The 21454-nt window shown below is 60.7% G+C and carries 21 protein-coding genes; 15 read left to right on the top strand and 6 right to left on the bottom strand.

Features of this window, described 5'->3' with window-relative positions:
• Positions 1-11 precede the first annotated feature (11 nt).
• The 3 genes from Q3Y64_RS00105 (at position 12) to aceB (ending at position 2688) form a co-directional block, all read left to right on the top strand.
• The gene (locus Q3Y64_RS00105; protein ID WP_101942269.1) at positions 12-509 is read left to right on the top strand and encodes a PilX N-terminal domain-containing pilus assembly protein; all 498 of its coding nucleotides are present in this window, start codon (positions 12-14) and stop codon (positions 507-509) included.
• A 23-nt stretch (positions 510-532) separates the two neighbouring features.
• A complete protein-coding gene (locus tag Q3Y64_RS00100; RefSeq protein ID WP_101942268.1) occupies positions 533-922 on the top strand; it encodes a type IV pilin protein in 390 nt (129 codons plus the stop codon).
• A 170-nt stretch (positions 923-1092) separates the two neighbouring features.
• Positions 1093-2688 (top strand): malate synthase A, encoded by a 1596-nt coding sequence (gene aceB, locus Q3Y64_RS00095; RefSeq protein WP_303559237.1) that lies wholly within the window; start codon positions 1093-1095, stop codon positions 2686-2688.
• Positions 2689-2821: 133 nt separating this feature from the next.
• Here aceB and rpsI read toward each other — a convergent pair whose 3' ends face one another.
• Positions 2822-3217, bottom strand: a complete 396-nt coding sequence (gene rpsI / locus Q3Y64_RS00090) for a 30S ribosomal protein S9 (RefSeq protein ID WP_101942266.1) — start codon at positions 3215-3217, stop codon at positions 2822-2824.
• Between the two features lie 15 nt (positions 3218-3232).
• A complete protein-coding gene (rplM, locus tag Q3Y64_RS00085; RefSeq protein ID WP_101942265.1) occupies positions 3233-3661 on the bottom strand; it encodes a 50S ribosomal protein L13 in 429 nt (142 codons plus the stop codon).
• Positions 3662-4186: 525 nt separating this feature from the next.
• Between rplM and Q3Y64_RS00080 the strand changes: the two genes are divergently transcribed.
• Positions 4187-4612 carry an OsmC family protein gene (locus Q3Y64_RS00080; RefSeq protein WP_101942264.1) on the top strand — a complete coding sequence of 142 codons (426 nt, stop codon included), beginning with the start codon at positions 4187-4189 and terminating at the stop codon, positions 4610-4612.
• 14 nt (positions 4613-4626) lie between these two features.
• Here the strand turns inward: Q3Y64_RS00080 and coq7 are convergent, their stop codons facing one another.
• Both coq7 and Q3Y64_RS00070 read right to left on the bottom strand, forming a co-directional pair.
• Entirely contained in the window at positions 4627-5247 is a 621-nt protein-coding gene (gene coq7 / locus Q3Y64_RS00075; RefSeq protein WP_101942263.1) for a 2-polyprenyl-3-methyl-6-methoxy-1,4-benzoquinone monooxygenase, read from the bottom strand.
• Between the two features lie 3 nt (positions 5248-5250).
• On the bottom strand, positions 5251-5781 hold the full coding sequence (locus Q3Y64_RS00070) for an RNA pyrophosphohydrolase (RefSeq protein ID WP_170022031.1): 531 nt from the start codon (positions 5779-5781) through the stop codon (positions 5251-5253).
• Between the two features lie 146 nt (positions 5782-5927).
• Between Q3Y64_RS00070 and Q3Y64_RS00065 the strand changes: the two genes are divergently transcribed.
• From Q3Y64_RS00065 to Q3Y64_RS00055, 3 genes are all read left to right on the top strand, one after another.
• Entirely contained in the window at positions 5928-7637 is a 1710-nt protein-coding gene (locus Q3Y64_RS00065) for a proline--tRNA ligase (protein WP_303559232.1), read from the top strand.
• The gene (locus Q3Y64_RS00060) at positions 7628-8254 is read left to right on the top strand and encodes a lytic transglycosylase domain-containing protein (RefSeq protein ID WP_254048217.1); all 627 of its coding nucleotides are present in this window, start codon (positions 7628-7630) and stop codon (positions 8252-8254) included. Before Q3Y64_RS00065 ends, Q3Y64_RS00060 begins: the two co-directional genes overlap by 10 nt.
• Before the next feature lie 109 nt (positions 8255-8363).
• On the top strand, positions 8364-8792 hold the full coding sequence (locus tag Q3Y64_RS00055; protein WP_170021962.1) for a hypothetical protein: 429 nt from the start codon (positions 8364-8366) through the stop codon (positions 8790-8792).
• A gap of 64 nt (positions 8793-8856) precedes the next feature.
• Here the strand turns inward: Q3Y64_RS00055 and Q3Y64_RS00050 are convergent, their stop codons facing one another.
• Complete coding sequence (locus Q3Y64_RS00050; protein WP_170021963.1) at positions 8857-10137, bottom strand: OmpP1/FadL family transporter; 1281 nt, start codon at positions 10135-10137, stop codon at positions 8857-8859.
• 71 nt (positions 10138-10208) lie between these two features.
• Positions 10209-10868 carry a TetR/AcrR family transcriptional regulator gene (locus tag Q3Y64_RS00045; protein ID WP_303559224.1) on the bottom strand — a complete coding sequence of 220 codons (660 nt, stop codon included), beginning with the start codon at positions 10866-10868 and terminating at the stop codon, positions 10209-10211.
• Positions 10869-11137: 269 nt separating this feature from the next.
• On the opposite strand from Q3Y64_RS00045, the gene tssA reads away from it, so the two are divergent.
• From tssA to Q3Y64_RS00005, 8 genes are all read left to right on the top strand, one after another.
• Positions 11138-12223 carry a type VI secretion system protein TssA gene (gene tssA, locus Q3Y64_RS00040; protein WP_101942258.1) on the top strand — a complete coding sequence of 362 codons (1086 nt, stop codon included), beginning with the start codon at positions 11138-11140 and terminating at the stop codon, positions 12221-12223.
• Positions 12224-12652: 429 nt separating this feature from the next.
• The gene (locus Q3Y64_RS00035) at positions 12653-13363 is read left to right on the top strand and encodes a M15 family metallopeptidase (RefSeq protein WP_101942257.1); all 711 of its coding nucleotides are present in this window, start codon (positions 12653-12655) and stop codon (positions 13361-13363) included.
• 16 nt (positions 13364-13379) lie between these two features.
• Positions 13380-13649, top strand: coding sequence for a PAAR domain-containing protein (locus Q3Y64_RS00030; protein WP_101942256.1), 270 nt, complete (start codon positions 13380-13382; stop codon positions 13647-13649).
• A 7-nt stretch (positions 13650-13656) separates the two neighbouring features.
• A complete protein-coding gene (locus Q3Y64_RS00025) occupies positions 13657-15078 on the top strand; it encodes a hypothetical protein (protein WP_303559217.1) in 1422 nt (473 codons plus the stop codon).
• Between the two features lie 22 nt (positions 15079-15100).
• Complete coding sequence (tssM, locus tag Q3Y64_RS00020; RefSeq protein ID WP_303559215.1) at positions 15101-18877, top strand: type VI secretion system membrane subunit TssM; 3777 nt, start codon at positions 15101-15103, stop codon at positions 18875-18877.
• 3 nt (positions 18878-18880) lie between these two features.
• The gene (gene tagF, locus Q3Y64_RS00015; RefSeq protein WP_101942254.1) at positions 18881-19879 is read left to right on the top strand and encodes a type VI secretion system-associated protein TagF; all 999 of its coding nucleotides are present in this window, start codon (positions 18881-18883) and stop codon (positions 19877-19879) included.
• A 21-nt stretch (positions 19880-19900) separates the two neighbouring features.
• Positions 19901-20686: an OmpA family protein gene (locus tag Q3Y64_RS00010; protein ID WP_303559209.1), complete on the top strand. Its 786-nt coding sequence runs from the start codon at positions 19901-19903 to the stop codon at positions 20684-20686.
• Positions 20676-21422, top strand: a complete 747-nt coding sequence (locus Q3Y64_RS00005) for a hypothetical protein (protein WP_303559208.1) — start codon at positions 20676-20678, stop codon at positions 21420-21422. Before Q3Y64_RS00010 ends, Q3Y64_RS00005 begins: the two co-directional genes overlap by 11 nt.
• The last annotated feature ends 32 nt before the right edge of the window (positions 21423-21454 follow it).

Raw genomic sequence — 21454 nt, 5'->3', positions numbered from 1 at the left:
AAGAAGACACCATGAGCTACTTCGGAAAAAAAGAACAAGGTTTATCACTGATCGTATCCTTGGTTTTGCTTCTCGCACTGACCATTCTTGTACTCTCTGCAACCCGCACAGGAACGCTTGGGGAACGCATTACAGGGAATCACATGGACCGCTCGCGAGCCTATCAGGCCGCCGAACAAGCCTTGAGTCAGGCACAGGCAGCACTGACTGCAAACGGAGAGGCATGCATGGGGCCGTGTACCAGTATCCCAAACACCGGTATTGGTGCTGCATCTGCAGCGAACACTGTTCCTTCTGCTTGGTCTGATACAGACTCAAAAGAGGTCACCCTTGCCACAGGCCAAGGAACTAGTGCCAAATTCGTGATTAATGCACTGACACCCGCCAGCAGTTTCGTTCCTACAGGAAAAGAAAGCTGCCTGCCCTACAGCATCATGGGGAAAGGGCAAGGGTTGAATTCGAACTCTGTCGTCATCCTGCAGGCGATTTCCTTCGTCTGTCCGATGTAATTCCCACTCAGGAACCTTGCATCATGCTTGCCCTAAATCATTCACACCGAAAATCCGGCTTCACTCTGATCGAATTGATGATCACCGTGGCCATTGTTGCGATACTTGCGAGTATCGCCTTGCCATCCTACACAAGCTACATTGTCAGTACACGACGTGCTGACGCTCAACGCGCCGCAACAGAGTATGCCCAAAGCTTGGAGCGCTATTACTCAACAAACGGAAAATACAACTCAAGCGGCACAACTTGTGGCGTATCAGGCCCTAGTCATGACTTTTACACGATTGCGGGAGCCTGTAATGCAAATGATTTCACCGTCACCGCCACCCCAAAAACCGGAACAAGTCAGGCAAACGATGGAAATCAAACGCTTACCAATACCGGCGCACGTACAGGCAACTGGAAGAAATAGCCTTTGGCCGTGAGGAATGCAGACCAAGCCCGCTATTAGCGGGTTTTTTTCTGGGGAAAGCGTGATTGTCAGACATGACACCCAATCGATAGTGGTAATTCCGCCCTTGCTCCATCGATTAGCTCACTCCTACACTGCAGTGCAACATCCCTCCTGCAGGAGCTTCACACATGCCACGCCCCTCTGTTATCGAGATCTATGCCCCCCTCCACTCCGGCTTCGAAACTATCCTTACATCTGAGGCATTGGCTCTTATCGCTAAGTTGCATCAGGCGTTCGAAGGCAGACGCCAAGTACTGCTAAAAGCTCGAACCGAACGTCAAGTTCGTATCGACGCAGGTGAGCTCCCGGATTTCCTGCCCGCAACCCTAGTCATTCGCGAAGGAGAGTGGCGGATCTCGCCCCTTCCCCCTGCCCTGCGTTGCCGCCGCACCGAGATCACCGGACCGGTCGAGCGCAAGATGATCATCAATGCACTGAACTCCGGGGCGGACTCGTATATGGCTGACTTCGAGGATTCCAACGCGCCGAATTGGTTCAACCAGATTCAGGGGCAGATCAATCTACGCGATGCCATCCACGGCACGATCAGTTACACCAGCGAAGCCGGCAAGGAATACAGACTGAGGGACAAGGTCGCCACCCTACAGATTCGCCCGCGTGGCTGGCACTTGGACGAGAAACACGTACTTGTTGACGGACAGCGTGTGTCCGGCGGGATCTTTGATTTCGCGCTGGCCTTTTTCCACAATGCAAAAGAGCAGATCGCGCGAGGCGCAGGCCCCTTCTACTATCTGCCGAAGATGGAGAGCCATCTGGAGGCACGCCTGTGGAACGACATCTTCTGCATGGCACAGGACGAACTGGGCATCCCACGCGGCACGATCAAGGCCACGGTATTGATCGAGACCATCCTTGCAGCCTTCGAGATGGAAGAGATTCTCTATGAGCTACGCGAGCACAGCGCAGGGCTCAACGCAGGGCGCTGGGATTACATCTTCTCCTGCATCAAGAAATTCAAGGAAAACAAAGATTTCTGCCTGGCAAACCGCTCCGCAATTACGATGACCGCGCCCTTCATGCGTGCCTATGCGCTGAGTCTGGTGAAGGCTTGCCACAAGCGCGACGCACCCGCCATCGGTGGCATGGCAGCGCTGATTCCAATCAAGAATGATCCGGAAGCCAACGAGAAGGCGCTCGCCGGTGTACGGGCAGACAAGGCTCGCGACGCGGTGGATGGCTTCGACGGCGGCTGGGTGGCCCACCCGGGGCTAGTGCCGATCGCGCACGAGGAGTTCGTGAAGGTGCTTGGCGATGCGCCCAATCAGTGGGGTAAGCAGCGCGACGACGTGCAATTTTGTGCCGCCGACCTGCTGAACTTCGTGCCTGAGCAGCCGATCACCGAAGCGGGCCTGCGCAACAACATCAATGTGGGCATCCACTACCTCGGCTCCTGGCTCGCCGGCAACGGCTGCGTGCCGATCCACAACCTAATGGAAGACGCAGCCACCGCGGAGATCAGCCGCTCGCAGGTGTGGCAATGGGTACGCTCGCCCAAGGGTGTGCTGGACGACGACCGCAAGGTGGATGCCGTGCTGGTTCGCAACCTGATCCAGCAGGAGCTGGAAAAAGTCAAAGCCACGGTAACCGCCCAAGGAGAAAACGCAACCAACTATGAACAAGCCGCCAAGATCTTCGAAGAGATGTCGCTCTCGGATCCGTACGTAGAATTCCTCACCCTCCCGCTTTACGAAACAATGAACTAAGGCGCTTAGTTGGTTGGACAAACTCGCGCTGAAGGCATTGAGATAGCTCGACAAGCACTCATGCCCGCGAAAAAATAGGGTCTGAAAAACAAAAAGCCCGCTATGCGGGCTTTTTGTTGAATCCAGGAAACGCTTAGCGCTTCGAGAATTGCTTGGCACGGCGAGCTTTGCGCAGACCGACCTTCTTACGCTCAACTTCACGTGCATCCCGAGTCACGAAACCGGCCTTTTTCAGAGCAGGCTTCAGTTCAGGGCTGAAGTCGATCAGGGCACGGGTGATACCGTGACGCACTGCACCAGCTTGACCCGACTCACCGCCACCGTTCACGTTGACCATGATGTCAAAACGATCGCTGGTCTCAGTCAGCTGCAGAGGCTGACGAACCACCATACGACCCGTTTCACGGGAGAAGAATTCGTCGAGCGGCTTGCCGTTGACGACGATTTTGCCGGAACCGGCCTTGATGAATACGCGAGCCACCGCAGTCTTGCGACGACCCGTGCCGTAGTTGTACTGTCCAACGGGCATTTTCTCGCTCCTAGATTAGATGTCCAGCACCTTGGGCTGCTGGGCAGCATGCGGATGCTCACCACCAGCGTAGCACTTGAGCTTCTTGAGCATCGCGTAGCCGAGGGGGCCCTTGGGCAGCATGCCCTTGACGGCCTTCTCCAGCACGCGAGCGGGGAAGCGCTGTTGCAACTTGGTGAAATTGGTTTCGTAAATACCGCCCGGGTAGCCCGAGTGACGGTAGTACTTCTTGTCCAGTGCCTTGTCGCCAGTCACACGCAGCTTCTCGACATTGGTCACGATGATGAAATCACCGGTATCAACGTGCGGCGTATAGATGGCCTTATGCTTGCCGCGCAGGCGGCGTGCGATTTCGCTGGCCAGACGACCAAGCACCTTGTCGGTCGCATCGACGACGAACCAGTCGTGCGTCACTTCATGCGGCTTGGCGGAAAAGGTCTTCATCACAGAGTTTCCTCTAGTCTTGTCTTGTTGTACGCGAAACGGACACCCGTACGCGGAAAGTCGGCAAGTATATGCGGTTTAAAACAGCGGTGTCAAACACATCATCAAAGACGATGTTGTCACCACCGGCGGAAGGCTTGCCGTCGATTACAGGCGAAAAAAACGCAGCCCTTGTGGGGCTGCGCCAAGTCCACACCAAAGGAGGAGGGTGGAGGAGACAAACGACGGATCGCAAAGCACTGCGATCAACACGGTTCAATTATGGAGTGACCGATGGTGCATTGCAAGAATCAAGGCTGATCTTCGGGCGAGATTGTTTCTATTCACCCATAAAAACTGCCAATACCAACAAAACCATGATTCATCAAGGGAAATATTCACGGACTGACAAATACCAAAGGCGCGTCGAACCATGGCAAGCCTCTCTCCCAGGCTGCAGGCTACACCGCAAACACGCAATTCACACGAGACTTCCACAGGGTTTTACACTCGCGTTCCCGAGAATAGAGAAGAGAAGCTCAAGCCATGGAATGCACTGTCAAATGGGATGGCGATGCCCGTTTCGTCGCCGACACCACCAGCGGACACACCATCCGAATGGAGGGGGCGGGTGATCTGGGAGGGCAAAATCAGGCGCCTCGCCCCATGGAGTTGATCCTGGCTGGCGCCGGCGGCTGCACTGCTTACGACGTAGTGCTAATCCTCAAGCGAGGACGTCATGCGGTTGCTGGCTGCGAAGTACAGCTCAAGGCTGAACGAGCCGAAACAGACCCGAAAGTCTTCACCCGCATCCACTACCACTATCTGGTCAGCGGCCAGAAATTGAAGCCGGAGATCGTTGAGCGCGCCATCAAGCTGTCAGCGGACAAGTACTGCTCTGCCTCGATCATGCTTGGCAAGACGGCCGAGATCACCCACGACTTCGAAATCATCGAAACGCCCGCTGCCTGAAGCCGACGGCGGTATTAAACGCGATAGGCCACTGTCGTCATGACCCGGGAGGCCAGACGCATGGCCTCCTGCACAGGCCCTGGCAAGGCGGCACCGCCAAGCTCCTGCGCCATTTCAGCGTGCGCGATCTCGTCGCTCCGCATCTGTTCAAGAATCTCGCGGCTGCGCAGATCATTCTGTGGCACTTTACCAAGATGACTGTCGAGATGGGCTTCAACCTGCTTTTCCGTCTCAGCCAGAAAACCCAGACTCCAGCGATCTCCCGCCAGTCCCGCGCCGACGCCGATCGCCAGTGCTCCGCCGTACCATAGAGGATTGAGCAAGCTGGGGCGACCACCAAGCTCACGGATGCGCTGCAGGGTCCAGGCCAAGTGTTCGGTCTCTTCGTCCGCGGCATGCTCCAGCACAGAGCGTGAGTGCTGAGTCCGTGCCGTCAGAGCCTGCCCCTGATAAAGAGCTTGGGCGCAGATTTCGCCGACGTGATTAATGCGCATCAGCCCTGCTACATGCTTGCGCTGGGAATCATCAAGCACAGCTTCAGGCTGTTGCGCACCCGGCACCGCACGCATGCTGCGCGGCTCGGCCGCCAGGGTGCGCAGGGCACGATCGAAACTAATGATGAGGCGATCGAGCATGATTCAGGCCTGACGCGCCGGCGCTTCGGGCTCGTAGGAGCGCGGACGGGATTGCATGTCGCCATGAAACAGGCTGACACCCAGTTCATTCAGCGCAGCACGATAGACGCCGCGCTTGAACTCGATGACGCCCTCCAGTGGCACCCAGAAATTAGTCCAGCGCCAAGCGTCAAACTCGGGATGGCCGCTGGCGCGAAGGTTCACGTCGCAATCTCGCCCCGCAAGACGCAACAGAAACCAGATCTGTTTCTGACCGCGGTAGGTGCTGCGCCACTCGCGCTTGATCCAGTGCTTCGGCACGTCATAACGCAACCAGTCACGGGTCCGGGCGAGCACGCGCACGTGCTCGGGACGCAATCCAACCTCCTCATAAAGCTCCCGGAACATCGCCTGCTCGGGGGACTCCCCTTGCTTGATGCCGCCTTGCGGGAACTGCCAGGAATGTTCGCGGATGCGTTTGCCCCAGAAAACCTCGTTGTGTGAGTTGACGATGACGATGCCGACGTTGGGCCGATAGCCGTCCCTGTCGAGCATGGGTATCACCATGAAATTCATGAACTGCTGTGATTCTTCCATAGTTCCCCGCCCAAGGAAACCTCTCGCCAGCCCGCGCTGCGCGTAGCCGGGGCCCTCGGGTACAATTCCAGATTGTCCATCCGCTTTCCACCCGAAGCCTCATCATGCGCGCTAGCCAGTTCTACATTTCGACCCTCAAGGATGCCCCCGCCGATGCAGAGATCGTCAGCCACAAACTGATGATGCGCGCCGGCTTCATCAAGAAGCTCTCCGCCGGTATCTATAACTACATGCCGATGGGTCTGCGCGTGATCCGCAAGATCGAGAATATCATCCGTGAGGAAATGAACCGAGCCGGCGCGGTGGAGCTTTCCATGCCCATCGTGCAACCGGCCGAGCTGTGGCAGGAGACCGGCCGCTTCGACAAGATGGGCGACGAGCTCTTGCGCTTCAAGGATCGCCATCAGCGCGACTTCGTGATGCAACCGACCTCGGAAGAAGTCATCACCGACATCGTGCGTCAGGATCTGCGCAGCTATCGCCAGCTGCCGAAGAACCTGTACCAGATCCAGACCAAGTTCCGCGACGAGCGCCGCCCCCGCTTCGGCATCATGCGTGGCCGCGAATTCACGATGAAGGACGCCTATTCCTTCCACAAGGATTTCGAGGACCTCAAGCGCGAATACCAGAACATGTTCAGCACCTACTCCTCGATCTTCACCCGCCTCGGTCTGGAGTTCCGTGCCGTTGCAGCGGACACCGGCGCCATCGGGGGCACTGGTTCGCATGAATTTCACGTGATCGCTGAGACCGGCGAAGACGCCATCGCCTACAACCCGAACTCGGAATACGCCGCCAACGTCGAACTGGCCGAAGCCGTCGCGCCCGCGACGCAGCGCCCCGCGCCGTCTGCCGCGCTGACAAAGATCCACACCCCCGGCGCCAAGACCATCGAACAGCTCGCCACCTTCCTCAAGATCGAGGCCCGCCAGACCATCAAGTCGGTCATCGTTGATGGCGACGACGGCGTGCCGGTACTGCTGCTGCTGCGTGGCGACCACGAGCTGAACGAAGTGAAGGCCAGCAAGCTCGCCGGCGTATTCTCGCCGCTGCGCTTTGCCTCCCCGGCCACCATCCGCGACGCCTTCGGTGCCGAACCTGGTTCCATCGGCCCGATCGGCTTCCAGGGCAAGGTCTACATGGACCGCGCCGTTGCCGTGATGAGTAATGCCGTGATCGGTGCCAACGAGAACGACTACCACTACACCGGCGCCAATCTCGGTCGGGACTTTCCGGAACCGGCCGTTGCCGACATCCGTAATGTCGTTGCCGGCGACCCTTCACCGGACGGCAAGGGCACGCTAGCCATCTGCCGCGGCATCGAAGTCGGTCACATCTTCCAGCTGCGCACACGCTACTCCGAAGCCATGGGCTGCAAGTTTATCGGCGAAGATGGCAAGGAACAGGTCATGGAGATGGGCTGTTACGGCGTAGGCGTGACCCGCATCATGGGTGCCGCGATCGAACAGAATTTCGACGAACGCGGCATTATCTGGCCGGACGCCATCGCCCCCTTCCAGATCGTGATCTGCCCGATGGGCTGGAGCCGCTCTGAAACCGTACGGGAAGCGGCCACCTCGCTGTACGCCGAACTGCGGGCGGCGGGCATCGACGCGATTCTGGATGACCGCGATGAGCGCCCAGGCGTAATGTTTGCCGATTGGGAATTGATCGGTGTGCCGCACCGCGTGGTGATTGGTGATCGTGGCCTGAAGGAAGGCGTGGCCGAGTATCAGGGCCGTCGTGAGGCCGAAGCCACCAAGGTCCCGGTTGCCGAGATTGCGGCTTTCATCAAGACACGCCTGTGCAACTGAGTCTGCGCCCTCTTCTTGTTGCATTGCTGGCCTTGTCGTCCTGCACGGCATGGGCCGGTGCGCAGCGCGAAGAGGCGCTCGCAGCCAGCGTGCAGGCCGCGCTGCACGCTGCGGTTGCGGACCTGACCGCGCCAGAGCCCATCTTCCCGTCGCTGAACGAAAAGCTGCGCTGGCTCAACGAGATGGCTCCACGCCTGGCCAAACGCATGCCCGACACGCGCGAACGGGTCGAATTTCTCAAGACCGTATATTACGAAGCCCAACGCGCCGGGCTCGACCCGCAAATGGTGCTGGGCCTGATCCAGGTCGAGAGCGGCTTTCGCAAGTACGCCGTATCCAGCGTGGGCGCGCGTGGCCTGATGCAGGTCATGCCCTTCTGGGTGAAGGCCATCGGTACGCCGGACACCAACCTGTTTCACCTGCGCACCAACCTGCGCTACGGCTGCACGATCCTGCGCCACTATCTGGATATCGAGAAGGGTGACGTGTTCCGCGCCCTGGGGCGCTATAACGGCAGCCTAGGAAAACCGGAATACCCGAATGCCGTTCATGCCGCCTGGAAGAATAATTGGTCCTTCACTGCTGGCACTGGCGCAACACCAGTGGCTGCAAACTGATAAAGCAAACTCATATAGGCATTGAGAAAGTTTCTTCTCCTTGGAATAATGCCTTTGGCGTCCAAGACGAGACCCCGAGTTAGCTTGACAACACATCAGGAGGATCACCATGAAGCACCCGCTTAGCCTCGTAGTTGCATCGCTTTCCCTCGCACTGCTTTCGGCCTGTAGCTCGGCCCCCAGTTCCAGCTTCGTGGCTCCGACCGTCGTCAAGGATGGCGCTCTTGTCAGCACCGGTGGTGAGGTGCTTTACACATACAAGAAAGATGCAAACGCCGACAAAAGCGCCTGCGTGCGCGATTGCCTGAAGGTCTTCGGCCCGCTTTATCCGGGTCCGGATGACGTAGCCGGTGGCGACTACAAGATCATTGAGCGTGAAGATGGCTCGACCCAATGGTCTTACAAGGGCAAGCCGCTGTACGTTTGCACCGGCGCCAAGGCCCCGGCAGGTGCGCCGGCTTCGATGGTGAAGATGGCAGACAAGGCCGCTGAAAACTGCAAGAAGGCAGGCGCCGATTTCGAACTCGCCAAGCCCTGATCAGCCCCGTCTGCAACAAAAAAGCCGCTCAGTAATGAGCGGCTTTTTTGTTGCCAGAAAACGCTTAAAAGCTGACCGAGTACTGCATACCCAGAATCACGATGCTGCCATCGTAGGAGCCCACCACGTTGCCGCGGCCACTGCTGCGCTGATCAGCCGACACGCTTGACTTGGGAATGTAGAGATAGGCAGCACCAACATCAACCGTGGAGGACTTGTCCAGCTTCCATTGAGCTCCGGTAGAAATCCAGTAACGGTTGTTATCCGGCAGCGAGAGCAGACGCTCCTCGGCACTACGCACCGGGGTCTGGTCGTAAGCAATACCGTACTTCCATTTCCAACTGGCATTGATCTTATAGGTGCCGCCCAGCGCGAAGCGCCAGGTGTCACGGAAACGCGCATCCAGCGTCTGAGCAGTCGAGCCGTTGGCACGATCGATTGCCACCTTGTCCACGCTGCTCCAGTTAGTGCGCGACACATCGCCCAGCACTTCCCAGTTCTCATCCAGACGCTGGACGATACTCAGGATATAGGTATCCGGCAAAGTCAGATCAGCCCTGGCATGGGTATCCGGCGATACGGCCTGATTGGTCGAAGTAAGCGTGCCTTCAAGGCGATGAAAGACCTTGGAGCGATAAGAAACGCCAAGATCCATGCTACTGCCGAGCTTGAACAGAGCACCAGCATTCCAGCCCCAGGCTTCACTCGTGGCATCCAGCGTTACGGTGGTGCCCTGCACCATGGCATTCAGTGCTGCATTCGAGCCCGGAGGGTACGCAACACCAGCCTGGCGCTTGTACAAAGCCTCCATGCGCTGATAGTTCACACCAAAACCCAGCGACACGTTCTCAGTCGCCTGCACAGCCATAGAGGGATTGACGTTGTAAGTCTTGATATCAAAAGTAGTGGACTGAAAACGCCCGACCCAGTCATTGTCATACTCGGTCTTCAAACCAAACGGGCTGCCCACACCAAGACCGGCAAACACCTTGTCGCTAACCTGCCAGCTTGCATACATGTTTGGCAGCGCGGCAATACCACCGGCATCACCACCATTCGTACCCTTGGCTGCGGGAGCATTCGAGGAGCCTTCATCACTGAATTTGTAGCTCGGCTGGATCAGTGCGACCCCGGCGGACACATTAACGCCCTTCAGCTTGGTCATTGCGGCTGGATTGAAAAACACCGTACTGGCGTTCTCACCCACCGCAGCCGAGCCCGCATAGGCATTGCCCAGACCGCTGGCGTTTTGCTCAAGCAACTGAAAGCCCGACGCGCCTGCCACACCACTCAAGCCCAAACCGAACACGGCGGCAATCGCTCGAACCATCCTCTTTTTCTGCATGCAACTCTCCTGAAAACCTCTAGTTATATAAACCTGCACTCACCCACAAACCCCGCACCAGCGCGCACCCTTCAATCTGCTGGCCAAGGGGCTTGCAGCCCTCCCAGAAAGAAAACCTCCATCCGACGCAGCAAGCGCGCCGGATCCCGCTCTTCCGGATGCTTCAGCAAGGCCAAAGCATCGGCACCGGAAATGACATACGTCGCGGCGCCTGCCACAAAATGCAGGCGCCAGGCCACTTCATCACTTGGCAAGCCCGGCAACGCACGGCACGAAGCCTCCAGATAGCGTTGCAACACCTGCTCGTAGGCCGCAGCGATGAACTCACCCAAGCCCTCCACCGGCGCCGTATACGCCTGCCCTAGAAGACGCATGAAGATCGCACCACCACCGGCCTGATCGCTGGCCAGACGCACTGCCGGCGCAAAGAAGGCTTCGAGGATCTGTTCGGGCGGCAAAGCCACACCCGGCTCTACGCTGGCCTCAAGTGCCTCCAGCCTCGTCATGCGCTCACCATTCAAGTCGGCTAGCCGACGCTGGAAAATCCGTCGGATCAACTCAGCCTTGCTACCGAAGTGATAGTTCACCGCAGCCAGATTGACACCTGCCGCAGCCGTGAGCATGCGCATCGAGCTTCCATCGAAACCATGCTCTGCAAACAGGCTTTCGGCCGCATCCATGATGCGGGCGGCAGTTAGCGAAGAAGATTCGGGCGATCCGGCAGGCGGCATGTAAAGGCAATATTCAAACAAACGTTTGGATGCTACCTGCGTACAGGATCGAGTCAATCCGCAGCGCACAATCGCTAGCGTATGGAAAGCAGACGAAAGTACGCCCCAACGCCCTCAGCATGAACGCAGAATCCTCTGCTCGTCGGCACAGACCAAGGGCTGGTCGGAAAGTCGGGCCTCACAAGTTGCATCAGAATCGCGCCTCGCGCACATTCCGATCCTGACCAGACGAGCGCTCTCCTGCTCATTTTTCCCGTGGACCTGACACCATGAACGCCTCTAGCTTGCCCGAACTCGACGCCCTCGGCGCCGCACTTTCTGACACCAATCCGTGCGGGGAAGACATGTCTTTCTCCAGCGAATTCGACGAGATCCAGGAAGCCCGCCGTGAGGACGACCCCAGCATCGATCAGGGCGAATGGGTCACTTCGATCAAGGAGGCCGACTGGAAGCGCGCTGCCAGCGTCTGTCAGCAACTGCTGACAGAGCGGACCAAGGATCTGCGCCTGGCCTCCTGGCTCACCGAGGCACTAGCCAAGACCCACGGCATCTCCGGCATGAACCATGGCCTGCGGGCCATCGATGAACTGGTCTGCCGCTTCTGGAGTGATCTTCACCCTCAGGCAGAAGACGGTGACCAGGAGCAACGCATCGGCAATATCGGCTGGCTGATCACGCGTGGCGTACAACTCGTACGGGGTTTTCCGGTTGTTCAGGGCAAAGCCGCCCGCTACACCCTGGGAGACCTGAACGCAGCGCGGGCCCTGCAATCCCTGCTCGATCGTAACCAGGCCCCCGAAGACGATGGAAGTGCCCAGCGGATCACCCTGCAACAGGTTCGCGACGCTCAACGCTCAAGCCCGCGCGCCTTCTACGAGCAAACCCTGGCCGCCTGCACCACCTGCCTAAACACTCTGGAACAGCTCGGCCGCAATATCGATGCGCACCTTGGCATGGACGGCCCCTCCTTCACCCCCTTGCGCAGCGCAATCGAAGCCTATGCCGCAGAAATCGAACGCATGGCCCGGGAAAACGGCATCAGCGCAGAAGCTTCGCGCCAGCCACTTGAGGCCTCGGGCGGCGAGAGCCTGGCGAACGAAACCCCTTCCGCTACCCAGACGAGCCAATCTGGCGGCCCCCTGCGCTCACGCGAACAGGCCCTGAAGCAGTTGCGCGAGGTGGCCGATTTTTTCCGTCGCACCGAACCGCACAGTCCGGTCGCCTACCTGGCCGACAAGGCCGCCAACTGGGGGGAAATGCCACTCCATGTCTGGCTCAAAACCGTTCTCAAGGAAGAAGGTGCGCTATCGCGCTTCGAGGACCTGCTGGGCTTCGATGCCGGCGAGGAGCATTGATCGGAGGTTTCTGGCTGCGCCGCCAGGGAGCATGCTTAAGTAATAAAAAGCCCTTCGGTGGACGACCGTCTGCCGCAGGGCTTTTTTCTATTCAGATCACGTCAAATAATTCAAGCAGACCAATCGGGCACTTGCCCTTCAAAGCGCCTTCTGTAAATATCCAAGCCATTGAATTTAAATGATTTTTTAGTCGTCAAATTCACCTCAAATCAACAAAAACACCAACTCTAAAAAACCTTCTGGTAACACAAAAAGAGCTTTTGAATCGGGGACTTCGTGGCAGTAGCAATAGTTTTCGCTTATGTGATTTTGATTGTTCTGGTGTGTGTTTCGATATTTTTCGCAGAAACCCGGAAATATCTGCTCAACACCACAATCAATTTGGCAAATATTGCAATTTCACCATTCAGCCAGCTAGCCCAAGCCTGCATGAAAGGCTGGCGCAGCGGCACCACGCTCACCGGCGACGGTGTGTCGCGCCTGCGTGAAGAATTGTGGCAATACCGCCTATGGTGGCTGGGAGCCGCTGCGTTTCTGCTCATCCCCTTGCTCGTGCTCCTGCTCCTGCGTGAGGACATCAACGTCGGCAGCTTCGCCGATGCGCCGCGCGGAGGAGATGCTGTGATTGCTGCCCTGCTGGCTGGCGAGCGCCTCGTGCCCCCACCACCACTGCCACCGGACTCCTTTACCACCGTCGAAGTCCTCACCCTCCGCCCGGCCCTGGCCAATGCCAGCCGGGACTGGGGCTTGCTGGATGACGGCTTCAGCCAGCGCCTCTTGCACGTATTCCAGCGCATGCATGAACACGGTTATGAAATGGCTCTACTCGAAGGCTATCGCAGCCCGGAGCGACAGGATCAACTCGCGGCCATGGGCGGCCATGTCACCAATGCCAAGGCTTTCCAGAGCTATCACCAGTACGGTATGGCCGCCGACGTGGCTTTCGTGCGCAACGGCAAGCTGGTGATCTCTGAAAAAGATCCCTGGGCCATGCGTGGCTACGAGCTCTATGGCCAGGAAGCCGAAGCCATGGGCCTTACCTGGGGCGGGCGCTGGAAGATGATGGACTTCGGTCACGTCGAACTGCGCGGCACGACGCGTCTTCCCAGCCGCACCGACAAATCCCCCGCAACACTTTAAGACAGGCAACTCAAAGATGAACCGACCGATCATTCTCGTTGGCGACAAGACCGATCATGGCGGCGTGGTGCTCGAAGGCGCCCCGACCACCGATATCCACGGCCGCAAGGTGGCTCGCGTGGGCGATAAGGTGAGCTGCCCGAAGCGCGGGCACAACGACACCACCGTGATCGTCACCGGCGACGAAACCTGCCTGATCGAGGGCAAACCGGTTGCCCGGCATGGCGACAAGACAGCCTGTGGCGCCACCCTGATCGCCTCACAGTCCTTCACCACGGACATCTGAGGCCGGCATGCAACGTATCCTCGGGCTGCTGCTCGTACCCTTCCTGCTGGTGGGCCTGATCTGGCTGGCCACCGTGATCTACCTGCAGCAGAGCGCTGCCCAGGTCGATGGCAATGCCTTATTGCTGCATTTCGTCTATATCCCGCTCGCCGCGGTGGCCCTCTGGTTTGCTGGCAAGGCGGCCTTCACCTGGCTGACACGCGAGCCCGCTGCCAGCGCCAGCCCGGCTACGGCCCCTGCCGCACCGCTTGCCCAGCCTGCTGCAACGCCCATCCCGCTGCCGCTGGCGATCCTGGCCGCTGAGTTCTCCACGCCCGGTGGAGACTGGGCCGAACAAGTTCTGCCAGAGCTGCGCGAAGGCAAGCTGCGGCCGGAACTTGCTGACGACATGCTCAATGCCGAAGGCCTGCCGGTGAGCTGCGCACGCCATGCCGATCTCGATACTGAAGCCCATCAGGAGTGGCTAGAGAAATGGCTGCACAGCGCGAGCCCCGAACATCCCTCGCAACTTGAAGCAGTGGCCGATGGCGCACGTCTGCTGGCCCTGCTGGACGGCCCGCTCACCCGTAGCCTGGACACCCTGGCGGCGCTCCCGCCGCTGCCGCTGCCTGAGCACACGCCCGCGGGTACGCCGCCCGCACAACGCCCGCTGCTGATCAAGCTCTTTGCCCCCGCCCCATGGCAAGACATGCTCACCGCCCATCTCCGCGAGCGTCTCACTGAACTCTCAGGATTTGCCATCGGCTTCATCAAGCACGATGCGCAGCGCCCGGAGCTGCATCACGACCCGATCCGGGTCGCCGACGCCTTCGCTCTGGACCTGCGCAAAAATCCGGGCAGCCAGGCCACCCTGATGCTTGTGGCCTGCGATAGCCTCAGCAATCAGACACGGATCGATCAACTCGAAGCCGAAGGGCGTCTCTTCAGTGCCAGCACGCCGGACGGCCTGGTCCCGGGAGAGTCCGCCGCAATCCTGCTCGCCGCCGCGCCCTCGCAGATCCCTGCAGAAAGCGAGGCGCTCGCACGCCTCGAACGCAGCGCTTGGGGGGCACGCCAGAAGCCTGTCGACGCACGAGGTCGCACCGACGCCGAGCTGCTGGGTCGCCTGCTGCCGGAATTACTGGAGCATGCCGGCCTTGCTGCCAGCGAAGTCTGCGGCCTGAGCTCGGATTGCGATCAACGCGCAGCCTGGTTCACCGAAGCCGCCACGCTCATGAGCACCCATCTGCCTGAACTCGACCCGGTGAGTGACCACCTCTCGCTGGGCCGTAGCTTCGGCCACACCGGCCATGCCGGCCCACTGCTGGCCCTGGTCATGGCCGCCCATACGGCGCAAGCGGAGAGCCGTGCAGTGCTCGCCGCCGCCCTGTTCGATCCCGTCCAGCGCAGCCTCGCCGTGCTGCGTCCCTGGCAAGTTTCCGCAAGCTGATTTTTTCCTGGTCCGATTCAAGATGAGCCGCCTCCTGTCCTTCCTGTTTGATTCCCGCGTGTTAGCCGCCATCGGCTTCCTCGCCCTGACCGCCTTTCTGTTGATCTCTGCCAGCACCCTGCAGATCGCCCTGCTCTGGGTCGGCATCGTGCTTGCCGTGGCCGTACTGGCCTGGGTACTGATGCGCCTGTGGCGTGCCCACCGCGCGCGCAAGGGCGCCGAGGCCATTTCCGGAATGCTGGAAGCCGAAGCCGAGCGCGCCGTCCAGGCCGCTACACCGGACAAGCGCCCGGAAGTCGAAGCCCTGCGCAAGCGCATGCTCGACGCGGTCAAAACAATCAAGACGTCCAAGCTCGGCGAGCTCAGCGGCAACGCAGCCCTGTACGAGTTGCCCTGGTATCTGGTGATCGGCAACCCGGCCGCCGGCAAAAGCTCGGCCATCGTTAACTCGGGGCTGAACTTCCCCTTCTCGGACGTCACCGGCAACGTGATTCATGGCCTCGGTGGCACCCGCAACTGTGACTGGTTCTTCACCTCGGAAGGCATCCTGGTCGACACCGCCGGCCGCTACTCCGTGTACGAAGCCGATCGCGGCGAATGGCTGTCCTTCCTGCACCTGCTCAAGCGTCATCGTCCGAAGGCCCCGATCAACGGCATCATCATCGCCGTCAGCATCGCCGAGCTGAGCCAGAACCGGCCCGAGTACGCGATCAATCTCGCCAAGCAATTGCGCCTGCGCGTGCAGGAGCTCTCTGATGAGCTGGGCGTGTTTGCCCCGGTTTACCTGATGTTCACCAAGGTCGACCTGATTGCCGGGTTTGCCGAGTTTTTCGAGGATGCAGACGCTCAGGAGCGCGCCCGCGCCTGGGGCGCCACCCTGCCCTTCGACCCGGAGGGCAAGACCGACGCCGTCGCCTCCTTCGAAGAGCACTTCGCCAAGCTGATCGATGGCCTGCACGAATTGTCGGTCGCCCGCATGTCGATGAGCCTCGATGGCAAGATCGGCGCCGGCGTGCTGAGCTTCCCGCTCGAATTCGAAGCCACCCGTGCCAGCCTGCGTGCCTTCGTCGCCACCCTCTTCGAGGAAAACCCCTTCCAGTACAAGCCGGTGTTCCGCGGCTTCTACTTCTCCAGCGCGGTCCGTGAAGGCGCCCCGGTCAGCACCTCGGACCAACGCATGAGCGAGCTCTTCGCCCTCAAGCCGACCGGCGTCACCCGCCCGCCGGTCAGCATCTACGAAGGCGCCGGCTTCTTCCTCTCGGACCTGTTCTCCAAGGTCATCTTTGCCGACAAGGGACTGGTGCGCCAGTTCACTTCCCGTGCGACTCAGCGCGCACGCATCATCGGTTTCAGCGCTGCCGTACTGCTGCTCAGCGCGGCACTCTCGGTATGGACCTGGTCCTTCCTCGCCAACCAGAAGCTGCTCGCCAATGTGCAGGCCGATCTGGACCGCGCCGTGGCCATCCAGCAGAGCCGCACCGATGTAGGCAGCCGTCTGGAAGCCATCGAAGTCATTCAGGATCGCATCCAGCAGCTCCAGCAGTTCCGGGAAGACAAGCCGTTGGCGCTCGGTTTTGGCCTATACCAGGGCAATGCCATCGAGCAGCGCCTGCGCTACGAGTATTTCAACGGCATCAAGGCGGTGTTGCTGGGTCCGGTCGGTGAATCGATCGAGAGCTATCTCAGCGAAGTCAATGCCAACGCCGACAAGCTCCAGCCTCAGAGCACCACCACCCAGGCCTCGGCGGCGCCCACCGTGGCTACTGCACGCACAGAACCATCGCTCTATCGCGAAGTCTCCCCGAGCAGCGTGGAAGACGCTTACAACGCGCTCAAGACCTACCTCATGCTGGCCAACCGCGAGCGTCTCGAATCCGGTCACCTGAACGACCAGATCACCCGCTTCTGGCGCGTGTGGCTGGATGCCAACCGCGGCAGCATGCCGCGCGAGCAGATGATCAAGAGTGCCGAGCACATTCTCGGTTTCTTCCTGGCCCAGACCGCCCAGCCGGACTTCCCGGTGCTCGACAACAAGATTGCGCTCGTCGATCAGGTGCGCGAAAACCTGCGCCGCGTGGTGCGCGGCATGCCGGCCCGCGAGCGCGTGTATGCCGAAATCAAGGCCCGCGCAGCCACCCGCTTCCCGCCGCTGACCGTGGCACGCATCGTCGGCGAGGAAGACAGCAAGCTCGTTGCCGGCAGCTACGCCATGTCCGGTGCATTTACCCGCGATGCCTGGGAAAAGTTCGTCGACCCGGCGATCAAGGAAGCTGCCAACAAGGAACTGCAGTCCTCCGACTGGGTGCTCAAGACCAGCACCCGCGAAGACCTCACCCTGCAAGGCAGCCCGGAGCAGATCCAGAAGGCACTGGTCGAGATGTACAAGGCCGAGTACGCCGCCGAGTGGAAGAAATTCCTGCAAGGTGTCACGGTGGCAGGCTTCACGGATTTCACCGCCGCCGTCACCGGCCTCAACCGCTTGGGGGACCCCGGCAGCTCACCCGTCAAGCGCCTGATGGAAGCGCTCTACCGCGAGACCTCCTGGGACAACCCCTCGCTGATCAACTCCCAGCTTGCCGGTGCCAAGCGCGGCATCGTCGCCTGGTTCAAGGAGACCATCCTGCGTCAGGCTCCGGGCCAGGTGAACGTCAATGTCAATCTCGCCAGCGGTGCCGGCGAAATGCAGATGGGTCTGATCGGCAAAGAGTTCGCTGCCATCGCCGCCCTCATGATGCCGCGCGGCGAAAACAAGGATGTGCTGCTCACCGGCTACCTCTCACGCCTCTCAGCCCTGCGCACCCGCTTCAATCAGATCAAGACCTCGGGCGACCCAGGTCCGGCCGCCCGTCAGCTGATGCAGCAGACCTTCGACGGCAGCAGCTCCGAGCTGGCCGACGCGCTACGTTTCGTGGATGAAAGCATGCTCATCGGTCTCTCGGACTCGCAGCGCAGCACCATCCGGCCGCTGCTGGTTCGCCCGTTGATGGAATCCTTCACCGTCATCGTCAAGCCGGCTGAAGTCGAGCTCAACAAGATCTGGCTGGCCCAGGTCTTCGAGCCCTTCAATCGCACGCTGGGGACCAAATACCCGTTCCAGGCCGATTCGCGCATCGAAGCCAGTCCGGCCGAGATCGCCCAGTTCTTCGGCCCGGACGGCGCCATCTCGAAGTACGCCAGCGCCACCCTCGCCACACTTGTCGTGCAGCGCGGGCAAACCTTCTCGCCGCGCACCTGGGCGGATATTGGCATCACCCTCAACCCCGAGTTTGCCGCCAATTACCCGCGCTACGTGGCGAATCCCGGCGGGCCGGTGAATAGCGGCGCGGCAGCAGGTGCGCCGGAAACTGTCTTCCAGATCATGCCGGTGCCCTCCTCCGGACTCACCGAATACGCCGTCGAGATCGACGGTCAGCAGATGCGTTATCGCAACGGCGCAACCGCCTGGCATCGCTTCCAGTGGCCGGGCAGTGGCACGCCAGGCGCACGCGTCACCGCCACCGGTTTTGATGGTCGCGTCACCGAGCTGCTCAACATCCCCGGGCGCTTTGGCCTGGAAAAAATGATCGGAGCCGCCCGCCGTCAGCGTCGTGACAATGGTGATTTCGAGCTGAGCTGGGGCGAAGGCAACCAGCAGGTCTCGGTGGTGCTGCGCATCATCAGCCAGCAAAGTGCCGATGCCGCTCAGGCACAGGGCAACAGCAACAGCCCGGCCCCTGCCCAAAGCCTCAAGGGACTGCAATTGCCGCAAGTCATCGCAGGCACTCCCGCTCCGGCGGTCGCTGCGGTCGAGGTGCGCTGAAACATGAATGCGCCCTACACCCTGCAGATTGGCAACGAGCCGCTGATTCACTTCGGCAAGCTGCCCTCGCGTGGCGATTTCATCCGCAGCCACAATGGCTCGGCCGTCATCAACACGCTGGATAGCTGGATTTCCGCCAGCCTCGCTCAACTGGCCGTGGATGCGGACTGGAAGCGCCACTTCGACGCCCTGCCCGCCATCCTGTTCACCTTCCTGGGCAGCCGCAGCCCCAACGTGTTGCTCGGCCGCATGATCAGCAGCGAAGACAGCTCCGGCCGGCGCTTCCCCTTTTTGGTGGCCGGCAGCCTGCGCAGCGAAACTCCGCTCTCCTTCCTGCCCTGCCTACCGCTGGCGATGAAACAGAGCTGGGAAGAGATGGAGCGTCTGCTCGACGACGCCCGCCAGGCCAGCGATATCAGCGAAGCCCTGGCCCGCATCGAAGTCACCCCTTTGCGTGTGCCAGCCGATCTGGCCGAGCTGGAAGCGGAGCGCAAGGGTCTGATGCTGGATCTGAGCATCGGCCAGCTGGAGGCCCAGCTGCATGCGGCCGGCAATCCTGGCCTGTTGCGCTACAGCGTGATCGCCTTGGGCCTGCTGCTCTCACCGCTGCTCTCCGGCTCCAGTGCAGCCGCCAGCAAGGGCCTGGCCCTGCCACTGCCGGAAGACAAGCAGCAGGCCGGGCCGGCGGCCGTTTTCTGGCTCAGCCTGGTAGCCCCCTTCCTGGCACGCGGCGATCATGAAATCAGCCTGATGCGCACCCATTTGCAGGGTCGGCCCCAGCTGATACTCGGTTTCTCGGGCGCCAGCGCGCTCGGCCTTGAAGCCATCTTCAACCCGGCGCGTTCCTTTGAAGCCAACATCGACCTGTGCGATGCCGAATGGGTAGAAGACTACATCGCCTCCGAATACGCGCTGACCAAGCTCTCCACCTACCTCGAGCATCCCGACCTCTCGCTCGCCCAGGCCATCACCACCTTCGGCGAAGTATTTCTCGGCGCCTGACCCCAAGGCACAGCACACATCATGAAGATTCCACACCTCCTCCTGCTCTCCACCCTGCTCGCCTGTAGCGTGACCAGCCATGCCCAGACCACACCGGCCGCCCCTGCTGCTGCAGAGCGCCCGGTCGTCGTCAGCGGCACCGTGCCGGACGAAGCGACTCGCCAGGCCATCCTCGGCAAGCTGCGCACCCTCTACGGCAACGATCGGGTTGTCGATCAGCTTGGTATCGGCAAGGTCTCCGCCCCCCCGAACTGGTCTGACTATGTGCTGAAGCTCATTACCGAAGATCTCAAGCAGGTCCGCAACGGCGAGCTGGACGTCAACGGCAACAGCCTCAGCATCCGCGGCGATGTCGGTAGTCAGCAAGAAGTCGAGCAATTGCCTGCCCAGCTCGCCGCACGCCTGAATCCCACCTATCAAGTGCGCAGCGGTTTGCGGGTCGGCACCAACGAGCAACAGGTGCTCGACAAGGCGCTGGCCAACCGCATCGTCGAGTTCGACCAGGGCTCCGCCATTCTCACCCCCCGCGGCAGCCAGCTACTGGACGAAATGCTCAGCGCCATCAAACAGCTGGGAGACCGTAGCATCCAGATCATCGGCCATACCGATAGCTCGGGCCGCCCCGAAGCCAATGCCATGCTCTCTCAGGCCCGCGCCGACTCGGTGCGCCAGTACCTCGTCCAGCATGGCCTGGCCAGCACCCAGCTGATCTCGATCGGCAAGGGTTCGCTGGAGCCGGTCGCCTCCAACAACACGGCGGAAGGGCGTGCGCGCAATCGCCGCATCGAATTCCGCATTGCCAACTGAACGCGTGCCTGACGACATGACCCAACCCACGCCCGCAAAGCCGACACCGCCCAGTCGCCCGTCCCTGTTCGGGCCGGCAACCGAAGCCGCAGGACAGCCGGCCCCCCAGCGCATCAGTGTGCTGGCCTCGCTAGACGCGCGCCCAGCGCCCGCGCCCAAAAAAAAGCGCCGCCCGCTGTGGCTGGCTATCGCGGCCCTATTCAGCGCCGGCCTGATCGGTTCGATCGTCTGGGAGCTGACCGATACTCCGGCTCTCCTCGCCCAGAAACCTGAGCCCGCCGTTGTCGCACAGCCTGTTCCGGCCGCCCCGCCGCCTGCGGCTGCTGAATCCTCTCCCGCCGCAGAGCTGGTTGCGGAGAACGCCCCTGCCAGCATCGAGCGTATCGAGCCAGACACCCCTTTGGCCGCGCTCGAAGCCCCCGCAGCCCAGGCCAGTGCGCCGGAGGCCCCCCCCTCCCCCGCACCCGCAGAAACTGCAGCACCGAAAAAATCATTGCTCGCCACATTGGCCGCTCCGGCCGCCAACACGCCGGAGTCGCCCAGCCGAAAGAATGCCGCGCCCGCAGGAAAAGGCAGCACAAGCAAGGCTGAAGTTGCCGCTGCCCCCCGCAAGGCAGGCAAGAAAGACGGCGCACGCGAATCCGCCAACGACACCGACGTGCTGCTGCTCGAAGCCCTGGTTGCCCACGATCCGAAGGCCCAGACCCCCACCGCCCTGCCAGACAAGAAGCCATGAACCAGGCCTTAGACCCCCGCAGCCTGCCCGCC

The sequence above is a fragment of the Uliginosibacterium sp. 31-12 genome (assembly GCF_030548425.1).
Classification (GTDB): Bacteria; Pseudomonadota; Gammaproteobacteria; order Burkholderiales; family Rhodocyclaceae; genus Uliginosibacterium; species Uliginosibacterium aquaticum.
This window is presented reverse-complemented; position numbering and strand designations above follow the sequence as displayed.